The 23,980-nt window shown below is 39.2% G+C and carries 19 protein-coding genes; 13 read left to right on the top strand and 6 right to left on the bottom strand.

Going from position 1 to position 23,980, the window contains the following annotated elements; translation table 11 throughout:
- Nucleotides 1-6: 6 nt before the first annotated feature.
- From D0T50_RS07480 to D0T50_RS07470, 3 genes are read left to right on the top strand one after another with little or no spacing between them, the layout of a single operon-like run.
- Nucleotides 7-678 (top strand): DUF4956 domain-containing protein, encoded by a 672-nt coding sequence (locus tag D0T50_RS07480; RefSeq protein ID WP_163222896.1) that lies wholly within the window; start codon nt 7-9, stop codon nt 676-678.
- Nucleotides 671-1,339 (top strand): DUF2490 domain-containing protein, encoded by a 669-nt coding sequence (locus tag D0T50_RS07475; RefSeq protein ID WP_163222895.1) that lies wholly within the window; start codon nt 671-673, stop codon nt 1,337-1,339. Before D0T50_RS07480 ends, D0T50_RS07475 begins: the two co-directional genes overlap by 8 nt.
- Before the next feature lie 11 nt (nt 1,340-1,350).
- Nucleotides 1,351-4,359: a CotH kinase family protein gene (locus tag D0T50_RS07470; protein WP_163222894.1), complete on the top strand. Its 3,009-nt coding sequence runs from the start codon at nt 1,351-1,353 to the stop codon at nt 4,357-4,359.
- A gap of 279 nt (nt 4,360-4,638) precedes the next feature.
- Here D0T50_RS07470 and D0T50_RS07465 read toward each other — a convergent pair whose 3' ends face one another.
- Nucleotides 4,639-6,201, bottom strand: a complete 1,563-nt coding sequence (locus D0T50_RS07465) for a CotH kinase family protein (RefSeq protein ID WP_163222893.1) — start codon at nt 6,199-6,201, stop codon at nt 4,639-4,641.
- 124 nt (nt 6,202-6,325) lie between these two features.
- Between D0T50_RS07465 and D0T50_RS07460 the strand changes: the two genes are divergently transcribed.
- Nucleotides 6,326-7,213: an NAD(P)-dependent oxidoreductase gene (locus D0T50_RS07460; protein ID WP_163222892.1), complete on the top strand. Its 888-nt coding sequence runs from the start codon at nt 6,326-6,328 to the stop codon at nt 7,211-7,213.
- Here the strand turns inward: D0T50_RS07460 and D0T50_RS07455 are convergent.
- From D0T50_RS07455 to zupT, 3 genes are all read right to left on the bottom strand, one after another.
- Nucleotides 7,196-7,984: an aspartate dehydrogenase domain-containing protein gene (locus D0T50_RS07455; protein ID WP_163222891.1), complete on the bottom strand. Its 789-nt coding sequence runs from the start codon at nt 7,982-7,984 to the stop codon at nt 7,196-7,198. The two genes, D0T50_RS07460 and D0T50_RS07455, sit on opposite strands and share 18 nt — an antisense overlap.
- 94 nt (nt 7,985-8,078) lie before the next feature.
- The gene (locus D0T50_RS07450; RefSeq protein ID WP_163222890.1) at nt 8,079-9,596 is read right to left on the bottom strand and encodes a DUF4301 family protein; all 1,518 of its coding nucleotides are present in this window, start codon (nt 9,594-9,596) and stop codon (nt 8,079-8,081) included.
- A gap of 89 nt (nt 9,597-9,685) precedes the next feature.
- A complete protein-coding gene (zupT, locus tag D0T50_RS07445; protein WP_163222889.1) occupies nt 9,686-10,492 on the bottom strand; it encodes a zinc transporter ZupT in 807 nt (268 codons plus the stop codon).
- 191 nt (nt 10,493-10,683) lie between these two features.
- Here zupT and D0T50_RS07440 point away from each other — a divergent pair, with 191 nt between their 5' ends.
- Nucleotides 10,684-11,493 (top strand): hypothetical protein, encoded by an 810-nt coding sequence (locus tag D0T50_RS07440; RefSeq protein ID WP_163222888.1) that lies wholly within the window; start codon nt 10,684-10,686, stop codon nt 11,491-11,493.
- Nucleotides 11,494-11,618: 125 nt separating this feature from the next.
- Here D0T50_RS07440 and D0T50_RS07435 read toward each other — a convergent pair whose 3' ends face one another.
- Both D0T50_RS07435 and D0T50_RS07430 read right to left on the bottom strand, forming a co-directional pair.
- Nucleotides 11,619-12,290 carry a bifunctional 4-hydroxy-2-oxoglutarate aldolase/2-dehydro-3-deoxy-phosphogluconate aldolase gene (locus tag D0T50_RS07435; protein WP_163222887.1) on the bottom strand — a complete coding sequence of 224 codons (672 nt, stop codon included), beginning with the start codon at nt 12,288-12,290 and terminating at the stop codon, nt 11,619-11,621.
- A 12-nt stretch (nt 12,291-12,302) separates the two neighbouring features.
- Entirely contained in the window at nt 12,303-13,346 is a 1,044-nt protein-coding gene (locus tag D0T50_RS07430) for a sugar kinase (protein WP_163222886.1), read from the bottom strand.
- Nucleotides 13,347-13,578: 232 nt separating this feature from the next.
- Between D0T50_RS07430 and D0T50_RS07425 the strand changes: the two genes are divergently transcribed.
- From D0T50_RS07425 to D0T50_RS07390, 8 genes are all read left to right on the top strand, one after another.
- Nucleotides 13,579-14,655 carry a LacI family DNA-binding transcriptional regulator gene (locus D0T50_RS07425; RefSeq protein WP_163222885.1) on the top strand — a complete coding sequence of 359 codons (1,077 nt, stop codon included), beginning with the start codon at nt 13,579-13,581 and terminating at the stop codon, nt 14,653-14,655.
- A gap of 10 nt (nt 14,656-14,665) precedes the next feature.
- Nucleotides 14,666-16,159: a UxaA family hydrolase gene (locus D0T50_RS07420; RefSeq protein ID WP_163222884.1), complete on the top strand. Its 1,494-nt coding sequence runs from the start codon at nt 14,666-14,668 to the stop codon at nt 16,157-16,159.
- Nucleotides 16,160-16,282: 123 nt separating this feature from the next.
- Complete coding sequence (locus D0T50_RS07415) at nt 16,283-16,861, top strand: 30S ribosomal protein S16 (protein ID WP_163222883.1); 579 nt, start codon at nt 16,283-16,285, stop codon at nt 16,859-16,861.
- Between the two features lie 611 nt (nt 16,862-17,472).
- Complete coding sequence (gene nhaC, locus D0T50_RS07410) at nt 17,473-18,918, top strand: Na+/H+ antiporter NhaC (RefSeq protein ID WP_163222882.1); 1,446 nt, start codon at nt 17,473-17,475, stop codon at nt 18,916-18,918.
- Between the two features lie 39 nt (nt 18,919-18,957).
- The gene (locus D0T50_RS07405) at nt 18,958-20,358 is read left to right on the top strand and encodes a S41 family peptidase (protein ID WP_163222881.1); all 1,401 of its coding nucleotides are present in this window, start codon (nt 18,958-18,960) and stop codon (nt 20,356-20,358) included.
- A 38-nt stretch (nt 20,359-20,396) separates the two neighbouring features.
- Nucleotides 20,397-21,281, top strand: coding sequence for an ACP S-malonyltransferase (gene fabD / locus D0T50_RS07400; RefSeq protein WP_163222880.1), 885 nt, complete (start codon nt 20,397-20,399; stop codon nt 21,279-21,281).
- A 135-nt stretch (nt 21,282-21,416) separates the two neighbouring features.
- Nucleotides 21,417-22,220, top strand: coding sequence for a patatin-like phospholipase family protein (locus D0T50_RS07395; RefSeq protein ID WP_163222879.1), 804 nt, complete (start codon nt 21,417-21,419; stop codon nt 22,218-22,220).
- 13 nt (nt 22,221-22,233) lie between these two features.
- On the top strand, nt 22,234-23,928 hold the full coding sequence (locus D0T50_RS07390; protein WP_163222878.1) for an alpha-amylase family glycosyl hydrolase: 1,695 nt from the start codon (nt 22,234-22,236) through the stop codon (nt 23,926-23,928).
- Nucleotides 23,929-23,980: the final 52 nt, after the last annotated feature.

The following is a 23,980-nucleotide window of genomic DNA, read 5'->3' as shown; positions in this document are numbered from 1 at the left end:
TATATAATGGAAGATATTGAAGACATCTTTTTCCTGGAAGCACCACTCATAGATAACTTGGGATTGCTCCATTTAGTTATTCGTTTTGTTTTTAACCTGATTGTTGTAGGAGCAATTATCCACTTCTTCTACTATACCAAAAGCAAACGGAGAGATTATTATTTTACATTTACACTCATCAGCATCAGTGTTTTCTTTTTAATATTCTTGTTGGGTAGTGTAAAATTGAAAATCGGATTCGCGCTTGGTCTGTTTGCTATTTTTGGCATTATCAGGTATAGAACCGAGTCCGTGCCTATTCGCGAAATGACCTATCTGTTTGTTATCATTGCTATCTCAGTAATCAATGCACTAGCTGTACAGATAAGCTATATAGAGTTACTTTGCACCAATCTTATAATCATTATCTGTATATGGGTATGCGAAAGCAATCGTTGGATGAAGCACCGCGCGTGCAAACTAATTCTATATGATAAAATAGAATTAATAAAACCAGAGAAAAGTAAAGAGTTGCACGCAGACTTAACAGCTCGCACCGGACTACCCATAATTAAAATAGAAGTGGGATATATAGATTTTCTGCGCGATAGTGCCATGCTGAAGATTTATTACGAACCACAATCAGAAGAGACAAATACCGTAGATACACTCATTAAATTCCCTCGCGAAAATGAATAAGAAAATTATTTTATTAGTAATGCTGTTGTGCACGATATGTGCTAACGCACAAGATGATTTTGGCATTTGGACCAGCATCGGAGTCGAGAAGAAAATACTCCCTGGATTGAATGCATATGCCGAAGGTGACTTCCGCCTAAGAGATGATGCACAAACGATAGACCGTTGGTCAGGTGGTATAGGGCTATCGTATAAGATTTTCTCTTTCTTAAAAATAAGTGGAGATTACAACCTCATTCGTTTTAATCATGAAAAACGTGACTGGGAAACCGGACACCGTTTTAATCTCTATGCCACAGGTTCATATAAATGGGATAACTTCACGATATCACTTCGCGAAAGGTTTCAGCAAACCTATAGAGAAGGAGTTTCCAGAACTGCGAAAAGAGCCAATCCAAAGAAAATTCTGCGTTCTCGCTTACAAGTAAGCTACAAAATAGCAGATACAAAATTCAAACCTTTTGCTTCTGTCGAATTATTTCACACACTTAATGACCCGCAAAGCAATGGATTGGATAAAACAAGATATACAGTAGGAACTGAATATAAAATTAACAAAAAGAATGCTTTTGAAGTATATTATCGCTATCAGGCAAACAACAAAGATGATAGTGAACAAAACAGACATATTTTGGGAGTAGGATATACGTTTGACTTTTAACACATATCAGTATGAGAAAAAAAATACTATTAATCGGAAGTTGTTGCTTAACTTTCTTGTTGCAATCGCAAGATATTTTTGCACAAAAGCCAGGAGACCTTTTTATTAACGAGATCTCTTTATGCAATGTAAGTAAGGATCTAACCATTTTTCCAAGAAAAGCAAAAGATGGTGTTTTCTATCCCGACACCGCCCAATTACAATATTTTGATTACGCAGGATGGATTGAACTTTACAATCCCACTGATTCTGAATTTAAAGGAGAGCAAATATATTTTTCAGACGATGCAAACACGCCCTTAAAATATCGTATATATAACAGTAGACCCATTCCACCAAAAAGTTATGTAAGTTATTGGTTTGACATAGAAATGGAAGATTCAAAAGCAGAACCTATGGATTTAGACTCTGATGGAGGATACATTTCAATAGCTAATAACCTTGGAGTGCGTTTAGATGAAGTTTTTTATCCTAAGCAGTATACCGATGTAAGTTATGGTAGAATTATTGATGGTAGTGGAGAATGGGCATACCTCAAGAAAACAACGCTTAACTCAAGCAATAATTTAGCTGGAAGTGCAAGCTTTCCTGTTGAAACACCTATCATTTCTACCAAGAGTGGATTCTATTCAGACAAAGTAGAAATAACACTCTCTTGTGCTACTTTAGGTGCTAAAATATACTATACACTTGATAGTACAAATCCTGACGAAAGTAGACATTTATATACTCAACCAATAGTAATTGAGAAAACAACAACATTAAGAGCCAAAGCTTTTCATGAAGATTATCTAGAGGGATTAACTATTTCAGCTACGTATATGATTAACGAAAGAAAACCAGATCTTCCTGTTGTATTTATGGCGATTGACACAGCATATCTTTATAATGACACTATTGGGATATATTGTATCGGGAAAAAAGGGATATCAGGTGTTGGGGGGATTATAGCCAATTATAATAGAGATTGGACGCGATACGGATATTTTGAATTAATTAATGAAGATGGGACTATAAATATTAGTCGTCCTGTTGGATATGAAATAAGTGGAAATGCCTCTAAAAATCATGAACAAAAAGCTTTTAAGGTTAAAGCAACAAGTAAATACGGTTCAAAAAGGATGGACTTTGATTTCTTTAAAGACAAAACGGGAAGAAGATTTAAGAGTATATTGCTAAGACAAGGTGGCCAGCAATATATAGGACTATGTTATTTAAAAGATGCAGTTCTCCAGAGTTTAGCAAATGTAACTCCATTGGCATATCAAGCCTATTTGCCGACAGTTGTATATATAAATGGGAAATACTGGGGGTTATACAACATTAGGGAGCGTAGTAATGATGACAATATTTATTCAAATTACGGTTGTAATAAAAATGAAATAGACTTAATTGACCACAATTGGGTTCCATATACTAAAAGCGGCAATACCGTTGAATATAACAAGCTTCAATCTTTTTATGAGACTAATGATTTATCTAATCAGGAAGCATATAATACTATTAGTCAAATGATTGATGTTGATAATTTTTTATACTACATGGCTACTGAAATACTATTAAATAATGAAGATTGGGGAAATAATAATCAAAAAATGTTCTTGTGTAAAAGAAGCGACGAGAAGTGGAGGTGGATATTAAATGATTTAGATAATTCAATAAAATCAATGACAGGAGATAAACTGAAAGAGCTACTAAACAGCTCCTCTTCACGGTTATCCACTAAGCTTATTGTAAATTTGCTAAAAAATGAAACCTTCAAAAATCGCTATATAGATGTTCTATGTATTTCCGCAGCTTCTATATATACCCCTAATAGAATCTCAACAAAAATGTATAACGCTTGGTCTGTTATTAAAGCTGAGTATCCATACTCTTATGACAGATGGTCTGGTCTCAAATCAAATCCAGAAGGTGAAATTGCTAGTATGATTAACAACGCAACTGGATTAAACGAAGTTGCATTTGATAATCTCCAAACTCATTTCAATCTAGGAGCACCAACAGAACTAACTATTACTTCCAATCACGAATATCTATCTATTTCATTCAACAACGAACGTATTCCTATCCTTCCTTATGAAGGTAAATACTTCGAAGGCAGAGAATTAACCCTTACTGCCCCACTTTATGATAGTTGGAAAAAATTCGCACGTTGGGAAATCTACAATGGAGACCAACTCTCTAAAACAGAAGCAGCCACGGAGCTAAAAATATCATTAACCGAAGCAACAAGAATAGTTGCTGTTTATGAACCGGCAGACTTAGTGAGAAGAAGCGGCCTGTTCATCAATGAAATCAGCGCATCTAATGCTATATTTGTTGATAACGCATTCAAATACGAAGATTGGGTTGAGATCTATAATGGTTCTGACGAATCCATTGATTTGGCAGGTTACTACTTCTCTAATGTTGAGTCGAACCTTAAACTATGGCAAATACCAAGTGATGATAATGGATCTACCATTGTTCCAGCTCATGGATATGCTATACTGTGGTGTAGTAAAGCACCAGAGCGTGGAGTTATGCACACTAACTTCAAATTGCCAAAAACAGGAGGTACATTGTATCTATCTAAGGATAAAGAAGATGGCGGAATTGAGATTATAGATGAAGTAACCTACCCTGTACATACAGAATACACCTCTCATGGTCGTTATCCTGATGGTTCAGAGACATTGGTGTACTTTGATTATCCTACTTTCAAGAAAGCAAACCAACATTCTTCGTATAACATCGTTGATTATGTGGAAGACTATTCGTTAGTAACTGACATTAGCGAAATTTCTACAAAAGGGAACAAACCGACTGTATATACAAGTGATAACCGCACACTACTCAATATAAACTCTACAGAAGAGAGAGTTGCTACAGTATATTCGCTCAATGGACACATTATTGAACAGGTAAAATTATCGACAGGACATAACAGTATAAATATATCAAAATATGCTACTGGGCTCTATGTGTTGTTACTGGAAGGAAATGCTAAGCGGGATATATATAAATTTATAAAATAGTAATTTCCATTTATAAGAACAAAGAGGCCGTCTCAAAATTGGTGAGATGGCCTCTTTTTTTCATGTCTTTCGCCTGTTTTTTGCCAGTGCATTGGCACTACTGTGCATCAACGGTGGCACGACAGTGCCACCGCGTTGGCACAACCTACGCGTGTCTATCTGCTGGGCATCCATGTGTTTCTGAAGAGCTTATACGTGGTTATCTGTACGCAAAAATGAGGCCATCTTATCATTGTAAGACAGCCTCTAATATTCTTTCAATAGTGTAAGGATTGTAAATTAGAATTTCTCTATCTCGCCCTTCAGTAATTCAAGTCTACCATTGTAAATAGAAATCATTCTATTTATTGCTTCTTGATAGTTGTCAATAGTTTCATCCCCATTGGTGCTATCAAGAATAGTCGTATCAATCTGCCACTTTTGCCAATTCAATCTTTCCGAATTCGAAAGATAATTAGCTTTTACTTGAATGTATTGTGGCACATCTTTTAATTTTGGCAAAAGTTCATTGAAACGATTCTTCACTTTTGTTTTAAATGTTGTATCCTTAAACAGGTCATTATACCACCATGAAGTATAGTGCAGAGTTGTCTTTCCATTATAAGCAGCTTCAACCGAAGAAAAAGATTTATCAAAATCCCAAAGAGGTCCCATAAATAACTTTCCACTTCTTTCTTTGTAACAGTAAACACTTAATGGATTAACTATTTCCGTATTTCCAGTCAATGCCTGAACAATCCAATAATCGACACAAGAATTCATATCCAAATAATTGTAGGCTGCTGCAAATTCATTTTTCGATAATTTATCCTCTATGTTATTAATGTAATTTTCAATATACTCTTTTTGTACAGGAACCAACACATCTGCATCAGGATTTTTGATATTGAAGGGTAAATTGTAGGTTGCAGACTTAAATTTATTTTCTTCATCCCAATAGCTATCAATTTCCAATAAATACCCTCCAGTTATTTTAATAGCATCTGTATGTTCACTTTTCATTTCTTTTATGTTGACCCGATTTTTATCAATACGTACTTGTTCGGTAAGTTGATAGTTTCCCATGTGTACCCCATTAAAAATCACCTCGACAAACTGGCTTCTAGGTGTCCATGCAAGGGCCGTTTGCTGTCCAATGTGGAACGCTACATCATTTCTAAGTAGCGTTCGATCTCTCCAGTTTGCCAAAAAACACCATCTTTTTTGATTTGGCATATTTAATAAAGCATCCTTGTTTGTTAATTTCATATTGAAGGCTTGCTTGGGTAATCCCCAAGTTACATTACCTCTACCACGTATGCCAACCGAATCGGTGTAATCAGGGAATACACCCATTCCATCTATTTTTATACGAGTTGGTACCCACGACACTTTATCTTGTGGGAAACGTTCATTTTCTGTACAAATAGTTACTACAGGTAATCCTGTGTAGGGTAACAACATTACTTTATAATCTACTTTATCACCATCATCTTCTAATAAGACTATAGATACAATAGAAGAAAAATCACATGTACTTTGTCCACTTTTCAGTAATACGTCGTTACAATATAGTTGACCATCTTCAACATCAAAAGTTGGAATAAGGGCTTTCATATCAACAGTAACATTAAGATGCCCAGCTATATTTTTATTGTTATAAATCGTTAGTTCAACATCAGTTGATAATTGAGGATTATACTTTTTCTCAAATTTAAAGATTTTGAGTGCACCTTCTACTTGCTCAACAGGCTCTTCAGGAATATCTGGAGTATCTTCTTTTTTTTCACAAGCAGCAAAAACGAATAAAGTAGATAAAAGAAAAAACAAGAACTTAAAGTTCATCATAATGATTTTATTCATAGTTGTTCAAATGTTATTTTTTAATATAAAGGGTTTTCGTTGCAAAGGTATAAGAATAATTAATTATCAAAGCTTATTATATCGAAATATCACTACCTTTGCTATTTATAAAATCCAATCCAATATGTTTCAAAAACTAGTCGCCATAGAACCCGTAAGTCTGATTCCATCAGCAGAAAAGGCATTGTATACTTTTGCTAAGGAAGTAGTTATGTTTCAAGACATACCGGTAGATGATAATGAAGTGGCTTTCCGAATAGGAGATGCCGATGCCGTACTGTTAAGCTATACATCTCGAATTAATCGGATGGCACTGGAAAAGTGTCCAAACGTGCGCTACATTGGTATGTGCTGTTCGTTATACTCACCCGAAAGTGCTAATGTAGATATTCATTATGCCAACGAACGGGGTATCACGGTTACAGGCATTAGAGATTATGGCGACGAAGGCGTTGTGGAGTATGTGGTTAGTGAACTGGTGCGTTGCTTGCATGGGTTTGACCAAGAGCCTTGGAATGGAGAGATGGCACGAGAAATTACCGGACTGAAAGCAGGCATTATAGGACTTGGGAAATCGGGTGGTATGATAGCTGATGCGCTGAAATTCTTCGGAGCAGATATTGCGTACTTTGCTCGTAGTGAAAAGAAAGAGGCTGAAGACAAAGGGTATCGTTTTCTTTCGCTTAACGAATTATTGGCTCAAAGTGAAGTTGTTTGCTGTTGCCTCAACAAAAACACAGTACTACTCCATGAAGCAGAATTTGAACAATTGGGGAACAAGAAAATTTTATTCAACACAGGGCTGTCGCCCGCTTGGGACGAACCAGCCTTTACCAAATGGTTGGAAAATAACAATCTCTGTTTTTGCGATACAATAGGCGCGTTGGGTGGCTCTCATCTACTCGACCACCCACACGTGCGTTGTATGCAAGTATCTACAGGACGTACACGCCAAGCTTTTGATCGTTTAAGCGAAAAGGTACTGAAGAATCTATCAGAATACAATGGGTGACGCAATATTAATCAGTGTACTGACTACCGACCACCCTGCGATTTCGGGGGTGGCACTGTAGACATCTACTACAGCATGTACCTGATCATTCTTTATCTCCACTCGTTGAGTATCTCCTCTAAATCCGGGTGTTGATTGCATGGTAACGTGCATCTCTTCGGGACCAACAGAAGCCAAAGAAGCAGCAACCGAAACATTTAACCCGGTTGGAAAAACGGCTATGGCTTCTCGTGCGGTTCCAGAAAAAACGACACGTTTCTCTGTCTCCATAATAGGGCTATAGACTGCCGACCTTCTCAGAGCATTCACTCCTTTTTCATTAAAGAATCGTGCAGATGCATTGCCCATCAGCGTTGCTGTTCTCAATACATCAAAACCACCGGTAGCTCCCGAAGCAATATATACACGAGTATTGTTTGCTTTAGCTACCTCCTTTACCTCTTGATAAAACGCGGTGTCGGCAAATGCCCCTATGGACAAGGTAACAATGGAAGTTCCGTTCTTCAAAGTCTTCAACGCAATTTCTTTCATAGCAGCGGGAGATGCTGTCTCCACCAGATAATGAGGCGTTAACGACAATAACTCTTCTAAAGAGGCACAAGCAACACATGTTTTGCCCTGTTGTTTCATTTTCGCAACCAGATAATTGGTCTTTGATGCTGTACGCGAGTAAACACCAACTAGTTCATACTCTGGTAACAATCCTGCAATGAGAGCATCTACTACAATTTCAGCCAGACGCCCACAGCCAACAATCGCTATTTTTTTCATTTTCTATTGTTCTTCTTATTTCGTTATACAACAAAAAGCGAAGACTTGTTTCTACACAAGCCTTCGTTTTTCTTCTTTCTTTATTTACTTTTCTTTATTGATGTTCCTCTCTCAACAAGTCATTCACCGTCTTCACCGGGTTAAATGTAGTCAACGGAACTTCCACAAAAACTGTATTCCAATCGCTCATAGCTCCATTCCACAAACCTGGTAGTTCGAGCGCCTTCAGTTCTCTCCCACCCTTAGATTTCAGGGAGATGAAGCCGGTCGCTTTATCTACGTACTTTGTAAGGTCATATTTTTGCCCTTTATAACCTTTCACCGCACACACCAAATCTACCGGATTGAAGTGTGTGCCCTTTTCGAACATCTCTTTCTTTGCTGGGTCGTTCATGTCTATTTGCGAACTTTCGAGTATTTGCAAAGAGATAGTACCATCAGCATTGTACGCAAGGAACGGACCACCGCCGGGTTCGCCTACATTTTTTACCATACCGCATACACGAATAGGACGATTAAGCTTTTTCTTAAGATAAAGTACAAGTTCTGCGTCTTCGAGGTTTTTGGTTTCAGGATTTTTGCAGAAGAGTTTCTTTTGTACGAACTGCAGGATTTCAAGAACTTCTTCTTGGGTATATTTACCACTATCCAACATAGCCAAATACTTAAATGCTTGTTGCTGAAGCTTTACCAAGATGCCCGCCAAGAGTTTCTTGTAATGAACCGTATCGGCCTTTAGCTTATCAGGAACTACATTATCTATGTTCTTCACAAACACAACATCGGCATCGAGGTCATTAAGATTCTCTATCAAAGCTCCATGACCACCGGGACGAAACAGTAGTTTTCCATTTTCACGGAAAGGTTGGTTGTTTACATCTGCCGCAAGGGTATCGGTATTTGGCTTTTGCTCTGAAAAAGAAACATTGTAATCTACTCCATATTGTTTTGACAAAGTTTCGAGCTTTTGCGAAAGTAATAATTGAAAGAGCACACGATGTTCTTTAGAAACAGTGAAGTGTACATTCGCCTTACCACTTTTACCCGAAGCATATAAAGCACCTTCAGCTAGATGTTCTTCTACAGGCGTACGAGAGCTGTCACCATATTTATGGAATTTAAGTAAACCTTTAGGCAATGAGCCATAGTCAAGCCCCGATTCATCGAGCAATGCCCTTACTACTGCTTTATATTCATGAAGATCAATAAGCTCGTCAATAGATTTTCCGTACAATTTATGGCAAGCCTTGTCTAAATCATCATAGAAAGCAAATTTCTTGATATCTCTGAAGAAAGCTTTTTCAAAGCTCTTGGTAGGAATGATGTAGTCGGTATCCAAGAATTCAAACAGGTCTTTGAACATACGACTTGCCGCTCCTGACGCCGGCACAAATTTCACTATTGTCTTGTATGACTTAGTATAAGCATCCCAAGCTGCCAAGTATTCTTCTTGTTCTTGTTTGGTGGGAACCATGATACCTTTTGCCACTGAAGCAGCAGCGGAGAGCTTCAAATAAGGGAAACCTGTTTCAAAAGATTTCAACTGTTCTGCTATTTGTGCTTCCGATATACCCTTTTCGGAGAGCAAAATTTTGTCTTGAGCTGTTAGCATCGGATGTGTTTTTAGTTGTTAATGTTCAAAAATACAAATTCTTGTTTATTATTCCAATGTATTAACGCAAAATCTTACACATTCGTCTTCTACGCCAAGAGAATCAGACTAAACGCCATAATTGCCATGCCTACTATCAGTCCGTAAATGGATACATGATGTTCGCCATACTCACGGGCAGCAGGCAGTAATTCGTCCATTGAAATAAATACCATAATACCTGCCACCCCTGCAAAAATACATCCCATCAGCAGAGGCGACATGAACGGCATCAAGATAGCATATGCTAGCAACGCCCCTACCGGCTCGGCTATACCCGACAGGAAAGATAATGTAAATGCCCGCTTTTTACTGCCTGTGGCATGATAAATGGGAACAGAAACCGCAATGCCTTCCGGAATATTGTGTATGGCAATAGCTGTAGCAATAGCAACCCCCAATGTAGGGTTCTCTATTGCCGAAGTAAAAGTGGCAATGCCTTCGGGGAAATTATGAATACCAATGGCAAGAGCAGTCATCACTCCCATCTTCATTAGCTTTGCGTTTTCTTTGGGAGGTCTTTTCATACTTTCTACTGAACGAGCCTCGTGTGGATTTTCCATTGAAGGCACCAAGCGGTCGATAGCACCAATCAAGAGCATTCCTGCAAAGAAAGAAAGCACTGTGATAAGCATACCGAATTTTGTACCAAACTCTATCGTTAGTAAGTCTTGCGCTTGCGGAAAAATCTCCACGAAAGAAACATATATCATCACACCTGCCGAAAGCCCAAGCGAAAAAGAGAGAAATTTCTTATTAGTTCTCTTAGCAAAAAAGGCGATGCAACTGCCAATTCCGGTAGCAAGTCCGGCAAAAAGAGTAAGTAGAAAGGCTAAAAGTATATTTGATTCCATCATTACTTAACTGTTATTCTTACAAATTTAATAACAAAAGAATAGGATATAAAGTTTTGACGGAATATATTGTGAGGAAAAGAAGCGAACTTCATTTTTTAACCTTATTATAGTACATATTTATTTTGTAATATTAACTTTGTACCCAACGAGTGTAACTTTTTTATTTATTCATTTTATTGTGTATTAATTTTATGGAACAGCAACAACCCAAAACAACAGTGGAAACAGAACAAAGTAAAACCACTACTGAGAAACAAAAAATTGATTGGCCTTACTTAATGCGTTATCCCGTTATTACCGTCTGTATCATTTTAGGGCTCTTTTTATTAAAAGTGCTTATAGGTTTTGACATCTCTCAGATTTCTCAGATAACCAAAGAAGGCATTGTATTTCGTGATAAGCAATCGGCGGCTACAGCGCAGCTTACCCAACAATTATCTGCCGAAATAAAGAGTATAAAACAAGAGCTAGCTAATCTGACGTCTAGCGCTACCGCAAGTCAAAGTGGCACAACCGGCAAAAAGACTCCAATTCAATCTAATGGATTCGGAACTGTCGTGATTGATCAACAACAAACAAATGCGTTAGGCAATAAAACGACACCTGAGCCCCCTATCATTGTCCAGCAAAATCCAGATAGAGCAGCTACTGAAATCGGCTCAGAGAGCGAAGCTCAATTGAGCTATATAAACAGCAAGAAAGAGACATTCTTGAAAAATAAAGAAGGGTCTATTTGGCTAGGATATTACACTGAAGCTAATGGATGGAAAGATGCCACATTGGATATTCCAGCAGGTAGAGTTACTATTTCTAATGGAAAGATGACGGTAACCGGAGAGAGTTTCAAAACCAACAAAAACATAACCATGCGTGAGTCCAAACCTTCGAAAGAAGGCGAAGGAAAATCAATAGGAATCATCCCTGCTGATATTCCTGTTACACTAGATAAAGTGGAAACCGTAAATGGCGAATATTGGGGTTTCATACGCGTAAAGCAGTAAAGCCTAAAAGAAAAACCACCGGAATTTTTAAGAAATTCCGGTGGTAATCATTAAAACACATTAGACAAAAACAAGAAAAACCTTCTATAAACTAACTAACCCCTTAAAAGAGAGGCTTCTCTTGTTTATTTTCGTGCATCGGCAATGTAACCGAATGCTTCTTTACATTTTGCAATAATCCAATTCCAATCTTTGGCAGCAACAACTTCAGCTGGGAATAAGTTTGAACCCATACCTACACAAGTTACGCCCGCTTTAATCCAAGCTGTTAGATTTTCTTTAGTTGGTTCTACCCCACCTGTTACCATAAGCATTGACCAAGGCATTGGAGCTTTTACATTCTTAACGAACGAAGGTCCACCTACATTTCCTGCCGGGAACACTTTGCAAAGATCGCAACCTACTTCTTGAGCAAAACCTATTTCAGAAACCGAGCCACAACCCGGTGTATAAGGTATCAAGCGACGATTGCAAATCTTAGCAATCTCTGGATTGAACAATGGACCAACAATGAAGTTAGCACCTAATTGAATATATAATGCTGCTGTAGCAGGATCTACGATAGAGCCAATACCTAAAATTAGTTCAGGACATTCTTTTGCAGCCCACTTTACTAAATCAGCAAACACTTCGTGTGCAAAGTCGCCACGATTGGTAAATTCGAATGCACGAACACCACCATCATAACAAGCTTTTACTACACCTTTTGCTACTTCTACATCTTTGTTGTAGAAAACGGGAACCATCCCAGTGCTCTCCATTGCATTGAGCACTTGTATTTTACTAAATCTTGCCATTCTATTCTGTTTTTAGCGAGATACACGACCAGAGCCATCGCCCTTCATCAAGTTCTCTACCTCAGCTACTGTTACTAAATTGAAGTCGCCGTAAACTGTGTGTTTCAAACAAGAAGCAGCTACAGCAAACTCAAGTGCTTTTTGATCGTCGGTTGGATAAGAGATTAAACCATAGATAAGACCACCCATGAATGAGTCGCCACCCCCTACGCGGTCTACGATGTGTGTAATATCATATCTCTTAGACATTTTCAATGTGCCTTCTGAGTAAAGAACACCACCCCAAGTATTGTGATTAGCGTTAATAGCACCACGAAGTGTTACAATCATTTTCTTGCAACGTGGGAATCTCTTCATCATTTGTGTACATACTGATTCAAACTCAGCAGCATCTACTTCTCCACCGGTAGCTGTTACGTCAAAACCTTCGGGTTTGATGCCGAAAACTTTTTCGCAATCTTCTTCGTTACCCAAAATCACATCACAACCTTCTACTAAGGCAGGCATTACTTCGGTTACGCTTTTACCATATTTCCACAAGTTCTTTCTGTAGTTCAAGTCGCAAGAAACGGTTACACCCATTTCGTTAGCAATCTTGATAGCTTCCAAACAAGCATCAGCAGCACCTTGCGACAAAGCAGGAGTGATACCTGTCCAATGGAACCATTGTGCATCTTTCAGCACTTCTCTCCAGTTAACCATACCCGGAGCAATAGTAGAGATAGAAGAATGAGCACGGTCGTAAACTACTTTTGAAGCACGTGCTACCGCACCCGTTTCAAGGAAGTAAATACCTACACGTTCGCCACCGAAGATAATTTCTTTAGTGCCTACATTGTGTGCGCGAAGATCCATAATACACGATTGAGCAATGTCATTTTGAGGAAGACGGGTAACAAATTCTGTTTCCAGTCCATAATTAGCCAATGACACAGCAACGTTGGCTTCACCACCACCAAAAGTTGCAGTAAATTCCTTTGATTGAGAGAATCTCAAATAACCTGGAGCAGCCAAACGAAGCATGATTTCTCCAAAAGTAACGACTTTCTTTCCCATAATGAGTTTTTTAATTCTATGAAATTATTAATATCTATTGTTTCAAATTGCCATCAAAATCGGGTTCGTGTGCGGACACAAAGATACAACAATTTCCATAATTACAAAAATTGTCATATATTTGTGCAAGAAAAAACAGTTATTATTGTACACCAACGCAATAATATCTACTTTTACGAGGTAAAATGCAGAGAAGAAACTCTTTGCAGCAATGCATCAGTACAAAAGAGAGATGAATAAGTTACCCGAAAGGATTAGAATAAAAGATATTGCTCGCCTTGCCAACGTTTCTGTCGGTACGGTAGACAGGGTTATACATGGCAGAAGCGGTGTCTCGGAAGTAAGCAAAAAACGAGTGGAAAAGATTCTTAAAGAATTGGATTATCACCCCAACATGTATGCCAGCGCACTTGCTTCCAATAAAAAATATATGTATGCTTGCCTACTCCCACAACACTTGCCTGGCGAATATTGGACGGCAGTAGAAGAAGGTATCCATAAAGCAGTAGATAATTACTCCGACTTCAACATCTCGGCAAATATATTTTACTACGACCCGTATGATTATCACTCGTTTGTAGATAAAGGCCAAGAGATACTGGCACAACATCCTGATGGAGTATTGTTTGCCCCTACGGCACCGCAGTACACCAAATCTTTCACAGATGGGTTAAACGAGCAGCATATACCTTATATATATATAGACTCCATCATTCGTGACATTCCATCACTTTCATTCCTTGGACAAAACTCAGGACAAAGCGGAGTTTTTGCAGCCAAAATGCTAATGATGCTTGCCGCAGGAGAAAAACAAGTTGTTATCTTTCGAAGAATAAATGCAGGAATTGTAGGATCGAATCAACAAGAGAATCGTGAAAAAGGTTTTAGACTATACATGAAAGAACATCACCCCGATTGTGATATTCTGGAACTAAACCTACAAGCCAAGCATGAAGAGGAAGACAATCCTATATTGGAAAAATTCTTTCGCGACTACCCCCATGTAGCAAATGGAATTACCTTCAATTCTAAGGTATATAACATAGGAGAATATCTCCAAAAAGAATATCCCAAGAAATTTAACTTAATTGGTTACGACCTATTAGAACGCAACGTGGCGTGTTTAAAACAAGGAAGTGTTGCACTGCTTATTGCGCAACAGCCCGAAGTACAAGGTTTTACAGGCATTAAATTATTGTGCGATCATCTTATCTTCAAAAAAGAAGTGGCACCTATTAATTACATGCCTATCGACTTGCTAAGCGCCGAGAATATTGACTATTATTCAAAATTAAATTACTCCATTTAGAAGAACGCGTATGACGACTACAAAGATTTTACAAATCAATCCGGCCGACAATGTGGCTGTTGCGATTATCAACCTTTCCAAAGGCGAGCAGTTTACCATAAACGGCACAACCATTACACTTACAGAAGATGTACCGGCAGGACATAAATTTGCATTGAAAGATTTTACCGAAGGCGAAGATGTTATTAAATATGGCTATCCTATCGGACACACAACAAAAGCTAAGAAAGTTGGCGATTGGATGAATGAAAACTGCATCAAGACAAATCTTGCCGGCTTGCTTGAGTATACATACAATCCGATTGATGTAACATTGGACATCCCACAAGAGAACCTGACATTCAAAGGCTATCGCCGCAAGAATGGTGAAGTGGGTATTCGTAATGAAGTATGGATTATCCCAACCGTGGGCTGTGTAAACGGCACCGTAAATGAGCTTGCCGAAGCCCTACGTAAAGAAACAGGTGGCAAAGGAGTAGATGCTATTGTAGCCTATCCTCACAACTACGGCTGTTCGCAGCTTGGCGACGACCACGAGAATACAAAGAAAATACTTCGCGACATGGTACTCCATCCAAATGCAGGTGCTGTACTGGTAGTAGGGCTAGGATGCGAAAACAATCAGCCCGAAGTATTTGAGCAATTCCTTGGCGAATATGATAAAGAACGTGTAAAGTTCATCGTTACCCAAAAAGTGCACGATGAGTTCGAAGAAGGAATGACTATTTTACGCGATTTGTATGCTATAGCCAGTCAGGACAAACGCACTGACGTGCCCCTTAGTGAGCTGAAGGTAGGTTTGAAGTGTGGTGGTTCAGATGGTTTCTCGGGTATTACAGCCAACCCACTACTCGGTGTATTCTCTGATTTTCTTATTGCACAGGGTGGAACCAGTATCCTTACTGAAGTACCCGAAATGTTTGGTGCGGAAACGATTTTAATGAACCGTTGTGCCAATACACAATTATTTGACCAAACGGTGCACCTCATCAATGATTTTAAAGAATATTTCCTCTCACATGGAGAGCCGGTAGGCGAAAACCCATCACCGGGTAATAAAGCCGGAGGTATCTCTACTCTTGAAGAAAAAGCACTTGGCTGCACACAAAAATGTGGAAAGAGTATTGTGAATGGAGTACTTAGCTATGGCGAACGTTTGCAGGTAAAAGGACTGAACCTACTTTCAGCTCCGGGCAATGACTTGGTTGCTGCAACAGCATTGGCTTCGTCAGGTTCGCATATCGTATTGTTTACTACTGGCCGTGGAACTCCGTTTGGCACTTATGTTCCTACGATGAAAATCTCGACCAACACAGCACTTGCCAACAACAAGCCTACTTGGATTGACTTCAACGCAGGAGTGATTGTAGAAGGTGAAAGCATGGAATCTACTTGCCGTCGCTTTATCGACTATATTATCAAGGTAGCAAGTGGCGAATTTGTAAACAACGAAAAGAAAGGATATCGCGAGATTGCTATTTTCAAAACAGGGGTAACACTGTAAAAAACAACACTATAAATAAGAAAGGCAGGCGAATTCGCTTGCCTTTCTCGAAAATAGTTTTACCTTTGCGCCGCTATTACGAGATAATAGCACATAATTCAAATCAATTAAAAGAATAATTAAATGGCAACTAAAATCAGATTGCAAAGACATGGACGCAAAAATTATGCGTTCTACTCTATCGTCATCGCTGACAGTAGAGCACCACGTGATGGTAAATTTACTGAAAAGATTGGAACTTACAATCCTAACACCAATCCTGCAACAGTAGATTTGAATTTTGAACGTGCATTGAAATGGGTTTTGACAGGAGCTCAACCTACTGACACTGTGCGTAACATTCTTTCTCGCGAAGGCGTTTACATGAAGAAACATCTTCTTGGTGGCGTAGCTAAAGGCGCATTTGGAGAAGCAGAAGCTGAAGCTAAATTCGAAGCTTGGAAAAACAACAAGCAAAAAGGTCTTGAAGCACTCAAAGCAAAACAAGTTGAAGCTGCTAAAGCTGACGCTAAAGCTCGCCTTGATGCTGAAAAGAAAAAGAATGAAGCTAAAGCTAAAGAATTAGCTGAAAAGAAGGCAGCCGAAGAAGCAGCAAAAGCTGAAGCTGAAGCACCTGCCGCTGAAGAAACTGCAGAAGAAGTAGAAACAGCTCCTGAAGTAGAAGCAGCAGCACCAGCTGCAGAAGAAACTGCAGCTGAATAATCAGAAATGGTTTATTCTAAGATAAAGCCTCTCAGGAATTGCTGAGAGGCTTTTCTTGTATTATTACCTCACTTTAAACGGATCAAGTAGAATTCTTTGTTGGTCTTTGTCTTCCCTTTACACTTCTGCTTATTTCCCCCAAAAAAATAACGCTGCGCTAGGACGCTTCTGAGAGGGGTATTTCACCCTCAAATACTTGACGCGTCAACTCTTTATACTTGAAGCGTGTACTCTTTATACTTGACGCGTCAAGTATTTGGAGTACACGGCTATACTATTTAACTTGAATCTATAAAATACTTATAACATTTGAAATAAGAGCTTTAAGCAGTTGTTTTTCTGACTGAGTTTCGCTTCATTTCTCACTGAGTTTTAAACCATTTCTGACTGAGTTTTTGTATGAAACTCAGTCAGTTTTTTAAGGATCTGTTTCGTAAAACTGTATTTGAAGTGTATATTAACCCACTAGGTAGATAATAAAGAGAAAAAACAGACAAAAAGAGTGCTAAATAAAAAACGAAAGCATCCTATATGAATCATTCTGTGGAAAAATTAAACAGTTTCTTAGATTTAATTGTTATTTTCGTGCTTCAACAATAAAATCCACAACAATGGAAAAGAAGCCACCCCCACTCGTATCCCTCATTCCTGCAGTTTTATTGGTTATTATGCTTTTTATATCTATCCGCATCTTTGGAAGTGATGCATTGGGTGGTGCTAGTCAGATATCATTACTTACTGCGGCGGCGGTCTGCATCTTTATTGGCATGATTTTCTACAAAGTGAAATGGGATGCTTTCGAACAAGCCATAACAAACAATATAGCAGGCATTTCTACCGCTATTCTTATCTTACTTGTTATCGGGGCACTAAGCGGCAGTTGGGTAATAAGCGGTGTGGTTCCCACCTTAATATATTATGGGATAGATATTATTCATCCCAAATTCTTCTTAGTGTCAACATGCATCATTTGTGCATTAGTTTCGGTTATAACAGGCAGTTCGTGGACAACAGTTGCTACAATCGGCATTGCTCTTATGGGAATTGGTAAAGCACAAGGATTTGAAGCGGGTTGGATTGCAGGCGCCATTATATCCGGTGCTTACTTCGGCGATAAAATTTCGCCTTTATCGGACACCACAATACTTGCATCGTCCATCATTAAGGTTCCGCTCTTTGACCATATCCGCTATTTAATGATAACAACTGTGCCTTCATTAATTATTGCACTTATTATCTTTACTATTGCCGGACTTTCCAAAGAAGTTGTTGAAACAGAACAGATTATGACTTTTAGAAGTGTGCTTGATCTAAAGTTCAATATCAGCTTATGGCTATTGATTGTACCGATAGTTACAGGAATTCTCATAGCTCGTCGTATACCTTCAGTTATTACGCTATTTCTATCAGCCTTGCTGGCAGGTATATTCGCCATTTTCTTTCAGCCACACTTACTACACGAAATTTCGGGTGGCGACGGTGAGAGCTTTATGTCTACCGCTCAAGGTTTAATAACGAGCTTTTATGGATCAACAGCAGTAGAAACCGGCAATATAGAGCTTAATGAACTTGTTTCTACACGTGGCATGTCGGGTATGTTGAATACCATTTGGCTGATTATTTGCGCCATGTGTTTTGGAGGATCCATGATGGCAAGTGGCATGCTCTTCAGCCTCACGGCAATCTTTGCACGATTTATGAAAAACGCGGTTAGCACAGTAGCATCTACTGTTTGTTCGGGACTTCTATTGAACCTCACCACTGCCGATCAATACATTTCCATTATTCTTACCGGAGATATCTTTCGCGATATCTATAAGGAGAAAGGATATGAAAGCCGTTTATTAAGTCGCACAGCCGAAGATTCGGTAACAGTTACTTCTGTACTTATTCCATGGAACACCTGTGGTATGACACAAGCAACAGTACTCAATGTATCTACCCTTACATACTTGCCATATTGTTTTTTCAACCTTATTAGCCCGTTGATGAGTATATTTATAGCGGCTATCGGTTATAAAATTGTAAAAAGGGAGAATTTAATAGATAAGGAATAAGGTAATCATGTATCTTTGCTTTTCGATAACATTACAAAAATGAATAAAAGAAACTATATTCTACTGCTTTGTTGCTTACTCTTCGTTGCTTGTGAGGATAGGCGCGAAGGTTACAAAGAGCGTACAGAACCCAACTTGTGGATAGAAAGTGTGATGCGTAAATATTATTATTGGTACGATGAAATTCGTGAAAGCTCTTCGTTGAACTACTATGCTACGCCAGACAACTTCTTCCCTACCCTGCTTTCGAGCAAAGATGGAAAAAGCAATTACAAATATTCCACAATTGAGAAGATAGACAATGCAGCTACTACCCGATCTATTAACGAGCAGTACAGCTATGGTTTTGAGTATGCGCTCTATACCTCGCCAACCAATAGTTCGGTATATTATGCGCGCATCTTGTATGTGTTACCCAACACACCTGCACAAGAAGCAGGACTTAAACGCGGTGATTGGATTTTGCGTGTAAATAACATTCCCATCAATAGTCAAAACTACACAGCACTTAATGGTGGAGCATCTGCTCAATTTGCTATCGGCGAAATACAAAAAATAACCGATGAAGAAGGTTCTACTTCCAATGTTTTTGTCGAAGCAGGTATAATAACCATTCAAGAAGCAAGAGCTGTTGTTGACAATCCGGTATTATATAGTAATATTTATACTGTAAACGGTAAGAACGTTGCTTATCTCGTCTATACACACTTTACTTCCGGAACAGATAGCGATGCCACTATTTATGACAAGCAACTCGCTGCTCTTTCCAATGAATTTAAGGCAAACAATGTATCGGAGTTTATTCTTGACTTACGCTATAACCCGGGTGGAAACATTCCGCCGGCACAGTTAATTTGCACCATGCTTATTCCTGAAGAGATTATTGCCAAAGAAATGTGCTATGTAGAATACAATGACCAAAACACCGAATTGAGTTACACCGAATACCTCACACGCGAAAGCCTACAAGGTGGAAGTAACCTGAATCTCAACAATGTTATTGTTCTAACAAGTTCGTACACAGCATCTGCTTCCGAGCTAGTCATTAACGCACTTAAGCCTTATATGCCAGTGACACTTATAGGCAGCAAAACAGAAGGAAAAAACGTTGGGTCGGTTCGCTTTACCGATTCAGAAAACAAGTACCCATGGGCTATCAGCCCCATCGTATGCAAAATATATAATGCCAATAACGAGTCTGATTACTCAGCCGGGTTTTCGCCCGACTATACATTAGACGAAACACAGGATTATGATTACTTCTTACCTTTTGGCGACACAAACGAGTACTTGTTAAATCATGCATTACAATACTTGGCGGGCACATATCCTCCTGCAGAGGAAGAGGAAGACACACGTGTTATTTCCGGAGTTACCCAAGTATATAGTTCTGTGTCAAAGAACAATTTACCGGGAGTTATCTTGAATAACTTTCAATAAATGTCTATATTTGCCGCTTATTTTTAACATAAAGTAATATGAAAGCATTTGTATTTCCGGGACAAGGCGCCCAGTTTTCAGGAATGGGTAAGGATTTGTATGAATCATCTGCCCTTGCTAAAGAATTATTTGAAAAAGCAAACGATATCCTTGGATACCGAATTACCGATATTATGTTTGAAGGAACAGATGAAGATTTGCGCCAGACTAAAGTTACTCAGCCTGCTGTATTCTTACACTCTGTGATTTCAGCCCTTTGCATGGGTGATGACTTTAAGCCAGAAATGACTGCTGGACACTCTCTTGGAGAGTTCTCAGCCTTGGTTGCCGCTGGAGCATTATCTTTTGAAGATGGTTTGAAGCTTGTCTATGCTCGCGCATTAGCTATGCAGAAAGCATGCGAAGTACAACCTTCTACTATGGCAGCCATACTTGGCTTACCCGATGAAAAGGTAGAAGAAATTTGCGCATCAATAACTGACGATATTTGTGTGCCTGCCAATTATAACAGTCCGGGACAGATTGTAATCTCCGGAACTATAAGCGGTGTAGAGAAAGCATGTGAATTAATGAAAGCCGCTGGAGCAAAACGCGCGCTTCCGCTAAAAGTAGGTGGAGCATTCCACTCACCATTGATGAATCCTGCAAAAGTAGAATTGGAAGCAGCTATAAAAGCTACAAATATCCAAACGCCTAAATGCCCTGTATATCAAAATGTGGATGCACTTCCACATACTAATCCCGAAGAAATAAAAACAAACCTTGTAGCACAACTTACTGCGTCTGTTCGTTGGACACAGATTGTTCACAACATGGTAGCAGACGGTGCAACTGACTTTACCGAATGTGGTCCGGGGGCAGTTTTACAAGGATTAGTGAAGAAGATTGAGTCGGGAATTACAGCTCACGGTATTGAAAAATAGAACATATCCTATTTACAAACACACTTAAAGGGGAGGCTTAGGCTTCCCTTTTTTTATTAATATATCCAACACATTGTCTTATTAAGAACTTATTTTAGTAAATTCGTACGCAAATACAAATAAACAGTTCATTCTATGAGCGATGAGATGATACAAAAGAAGAAACCCTACAACATTGGCTTCGCACTAAGTGGCGGATTCATTAAAGGGTTTGCACATTTGGGTGCTATGCAAGCATTAATGGAGCACGACATTCACCCTGAAATCATTTCGGGGGTAAGTGCAGGTGCATTGGCAGGTGTATTTGTTGCTGATGGAAACGAGCCACGCGAGGTTCTCAAGTTCTTTGCCGGACAAAAGTTTATGGATCTAACTAAGTTGGTTATTCCCAAGCAGGGGCTCTTCGACCTGAGTGGTTTTACCGATTTCTTAAAAAAGAACCTGAAGGCACAGCGAATTGAGGATTTACAAATACCTTTTATTATTACTGCTACTGATCTTGATCACGGGCGAAGCATTCACTTTCGCGAGGGGAACATAGCCGAACGTGTAGCAGCATCGTGTTGTATGCCGATTATGTTTGCACCGGTAATCATTGACGATGTTCATTACGTAGACGGTGGACTCTTCATGAATCTACCCGTATCTACTATTCGCAACATTTGCGAAAAAGTAGTTGCTGTAAACGTAAGCCCTCTCATGGCAAAAGAATACAAAAAGAATATAGTTAGCATTGCCATGCGTTCGTACCATTTTGTATTCTCCGCCAACTCATTTCCTCAACGGGAGCGAAGCGACCTGTTGATAGAGCCTTATAACCTCTTTGGTTATAGCAACACTGAGTTAGAGAAAGCAGAAGAGATTTTTGAACAAGGCTATGAAACAGCCAATAAAACATTAGATCAATTGCTGACAGACAAAGGAACCGTCTGGAGGTAAAAACAAATATAGCATGAATGACAGTAAAATAATCATCTATCAGGTGCTTCCGCGCTTGTTTGGTAACGACAACAGTTTTTGTATTCACAATGGAGACATCAAAGAGAATGGGTGCGGAAAGCTTGCCGACTTCAACCAAAAAGCACTAAAAGAGATAAAGAAAATAGGTGCCACGCATATATGGTACACCGGCATTATTGAACATGCTACACAAACAGATTATCGAAACTTCAACATCTGCCCCGACCACCCAGCCATCGTAAAAGGAAAAGCTGGTTCACCCTACGCCATTAAAGATTACTACGATGTAGCACCCGACCTGGCAAAAGATGTGGAATTGCGAATGAGGGAGTTTGAGAACTTGGTTACCCGCACCCACCGCAGTGGACTGAAAGTTATTATTGATTTTGTGCCAAACCACGTTGCCAGACAATATAATTCGGATGCACAACCCAAAGGGACTAAACAATTGGGCGAAGAGGACGATACTTCATTAGCCTTCAGTGCCAAGAACAATTTCTATTATATACCGGGTAGCGAATTGCGTGGACAATTCGACATGAAAGGAAACGCTGATGAATCTTACAAAGAATTTCCGGCAAAGGCTACAGGAAACAACCGTTTTGATGCTTACCCCAACATCAATGATTGGTACGAAACCATCAAGTTGAACTATGGTGTAGATTATGCCGGTGGTGGTGAAAACCACTTCATGCCTATTCCAAATACCTGGGAGAAGATGTTGGATATCCTACTCTTTTGGGCAGCAAAGAACATAGACGGTTTTCGTTGCGACATGGCAGAAATGGTTCCGGTAGAATTTTGGGAGTGGGCCATTCCACAAGTAAAACACGCTTACCCTACTATCCTATTCATTGCCGAAGTATATAATCCCAATGAATACAATAACTACCTATTCCGTGGGAAATTTGATTATCTATACGACAAGGTAGGTTTGTATGATACGTTACGTAACGTTATCTGTGGCTATGACTCTGCAAAATCTATTAGTCGCAGTTGGCAAAGTTTGGGTGGCATTGAAAAACGAATGCTCAATTTCCTTGAGAACCATGACGAGCAACGCATCGCCTCTGACTATTTCGCCTGCGATGCTCGCAAAGGAGTTCCCGGTCTGTTGGTTTCTGCGTGTATGAACACCAACCCAATGATGATTTATTTTGGGCAAGAGTTTGGCGAACGTGGTATGGATCAGGAAGGGTTCAGCGGAAAAGACGGTAGAACAACTATCTTCGATTACTGGAGTATAGACACTATACGCCGTTGGCGTAATGGTGGCAGTTTCGATGGAAAAATGCTTTCCGTAAAAGGGAAAGAACTACAATCCACTTACATGCGCATACTAACAATGTGTAACGAAGAAAAAGCTATTTCGCAAGGCCTTTTCTTCGATCTGATGTATGTAAATGAAGATAACTGGAACTTCAATATACATAAACAGTATACCTTCTTGCGAAAACACGAAAATGAGGTACTACTCTTTGTAGTTAATTTTGACGAACAACCAGTAGATATTAGTATAAATATTCCACCACATGCCTTTGACTATTTGCGAATGCAACCGATGGAAAATTGCAGCGCTGTAGATTTGCTTACCGGCAAAAAGGAAGAAATCAGACTGTTACCGTATAAGCCAACACGGGTACAGGTCAAAGAATTTGGAGGGAAAGTACTGAAAGTAATATTGTAGATAAGATAAGCGCGGAAACTGATTGCCTCCGCGCTTATCTTTTATTATAAGA

This window comes from Bacteroides sp. 214 (genome assembly GCF_010501015.1).
Taxonomy (GTDB): Bacteria; Bacteroidota; Bacteroidia; order Bacteroidales; family Bacteroidaceae; genus Bacteroides.
The sequence above is the reverse complement of the archived record's forward strand: the minus strand, read 5'-3'. Positions and strand labels throughout refer to the sequence as shown.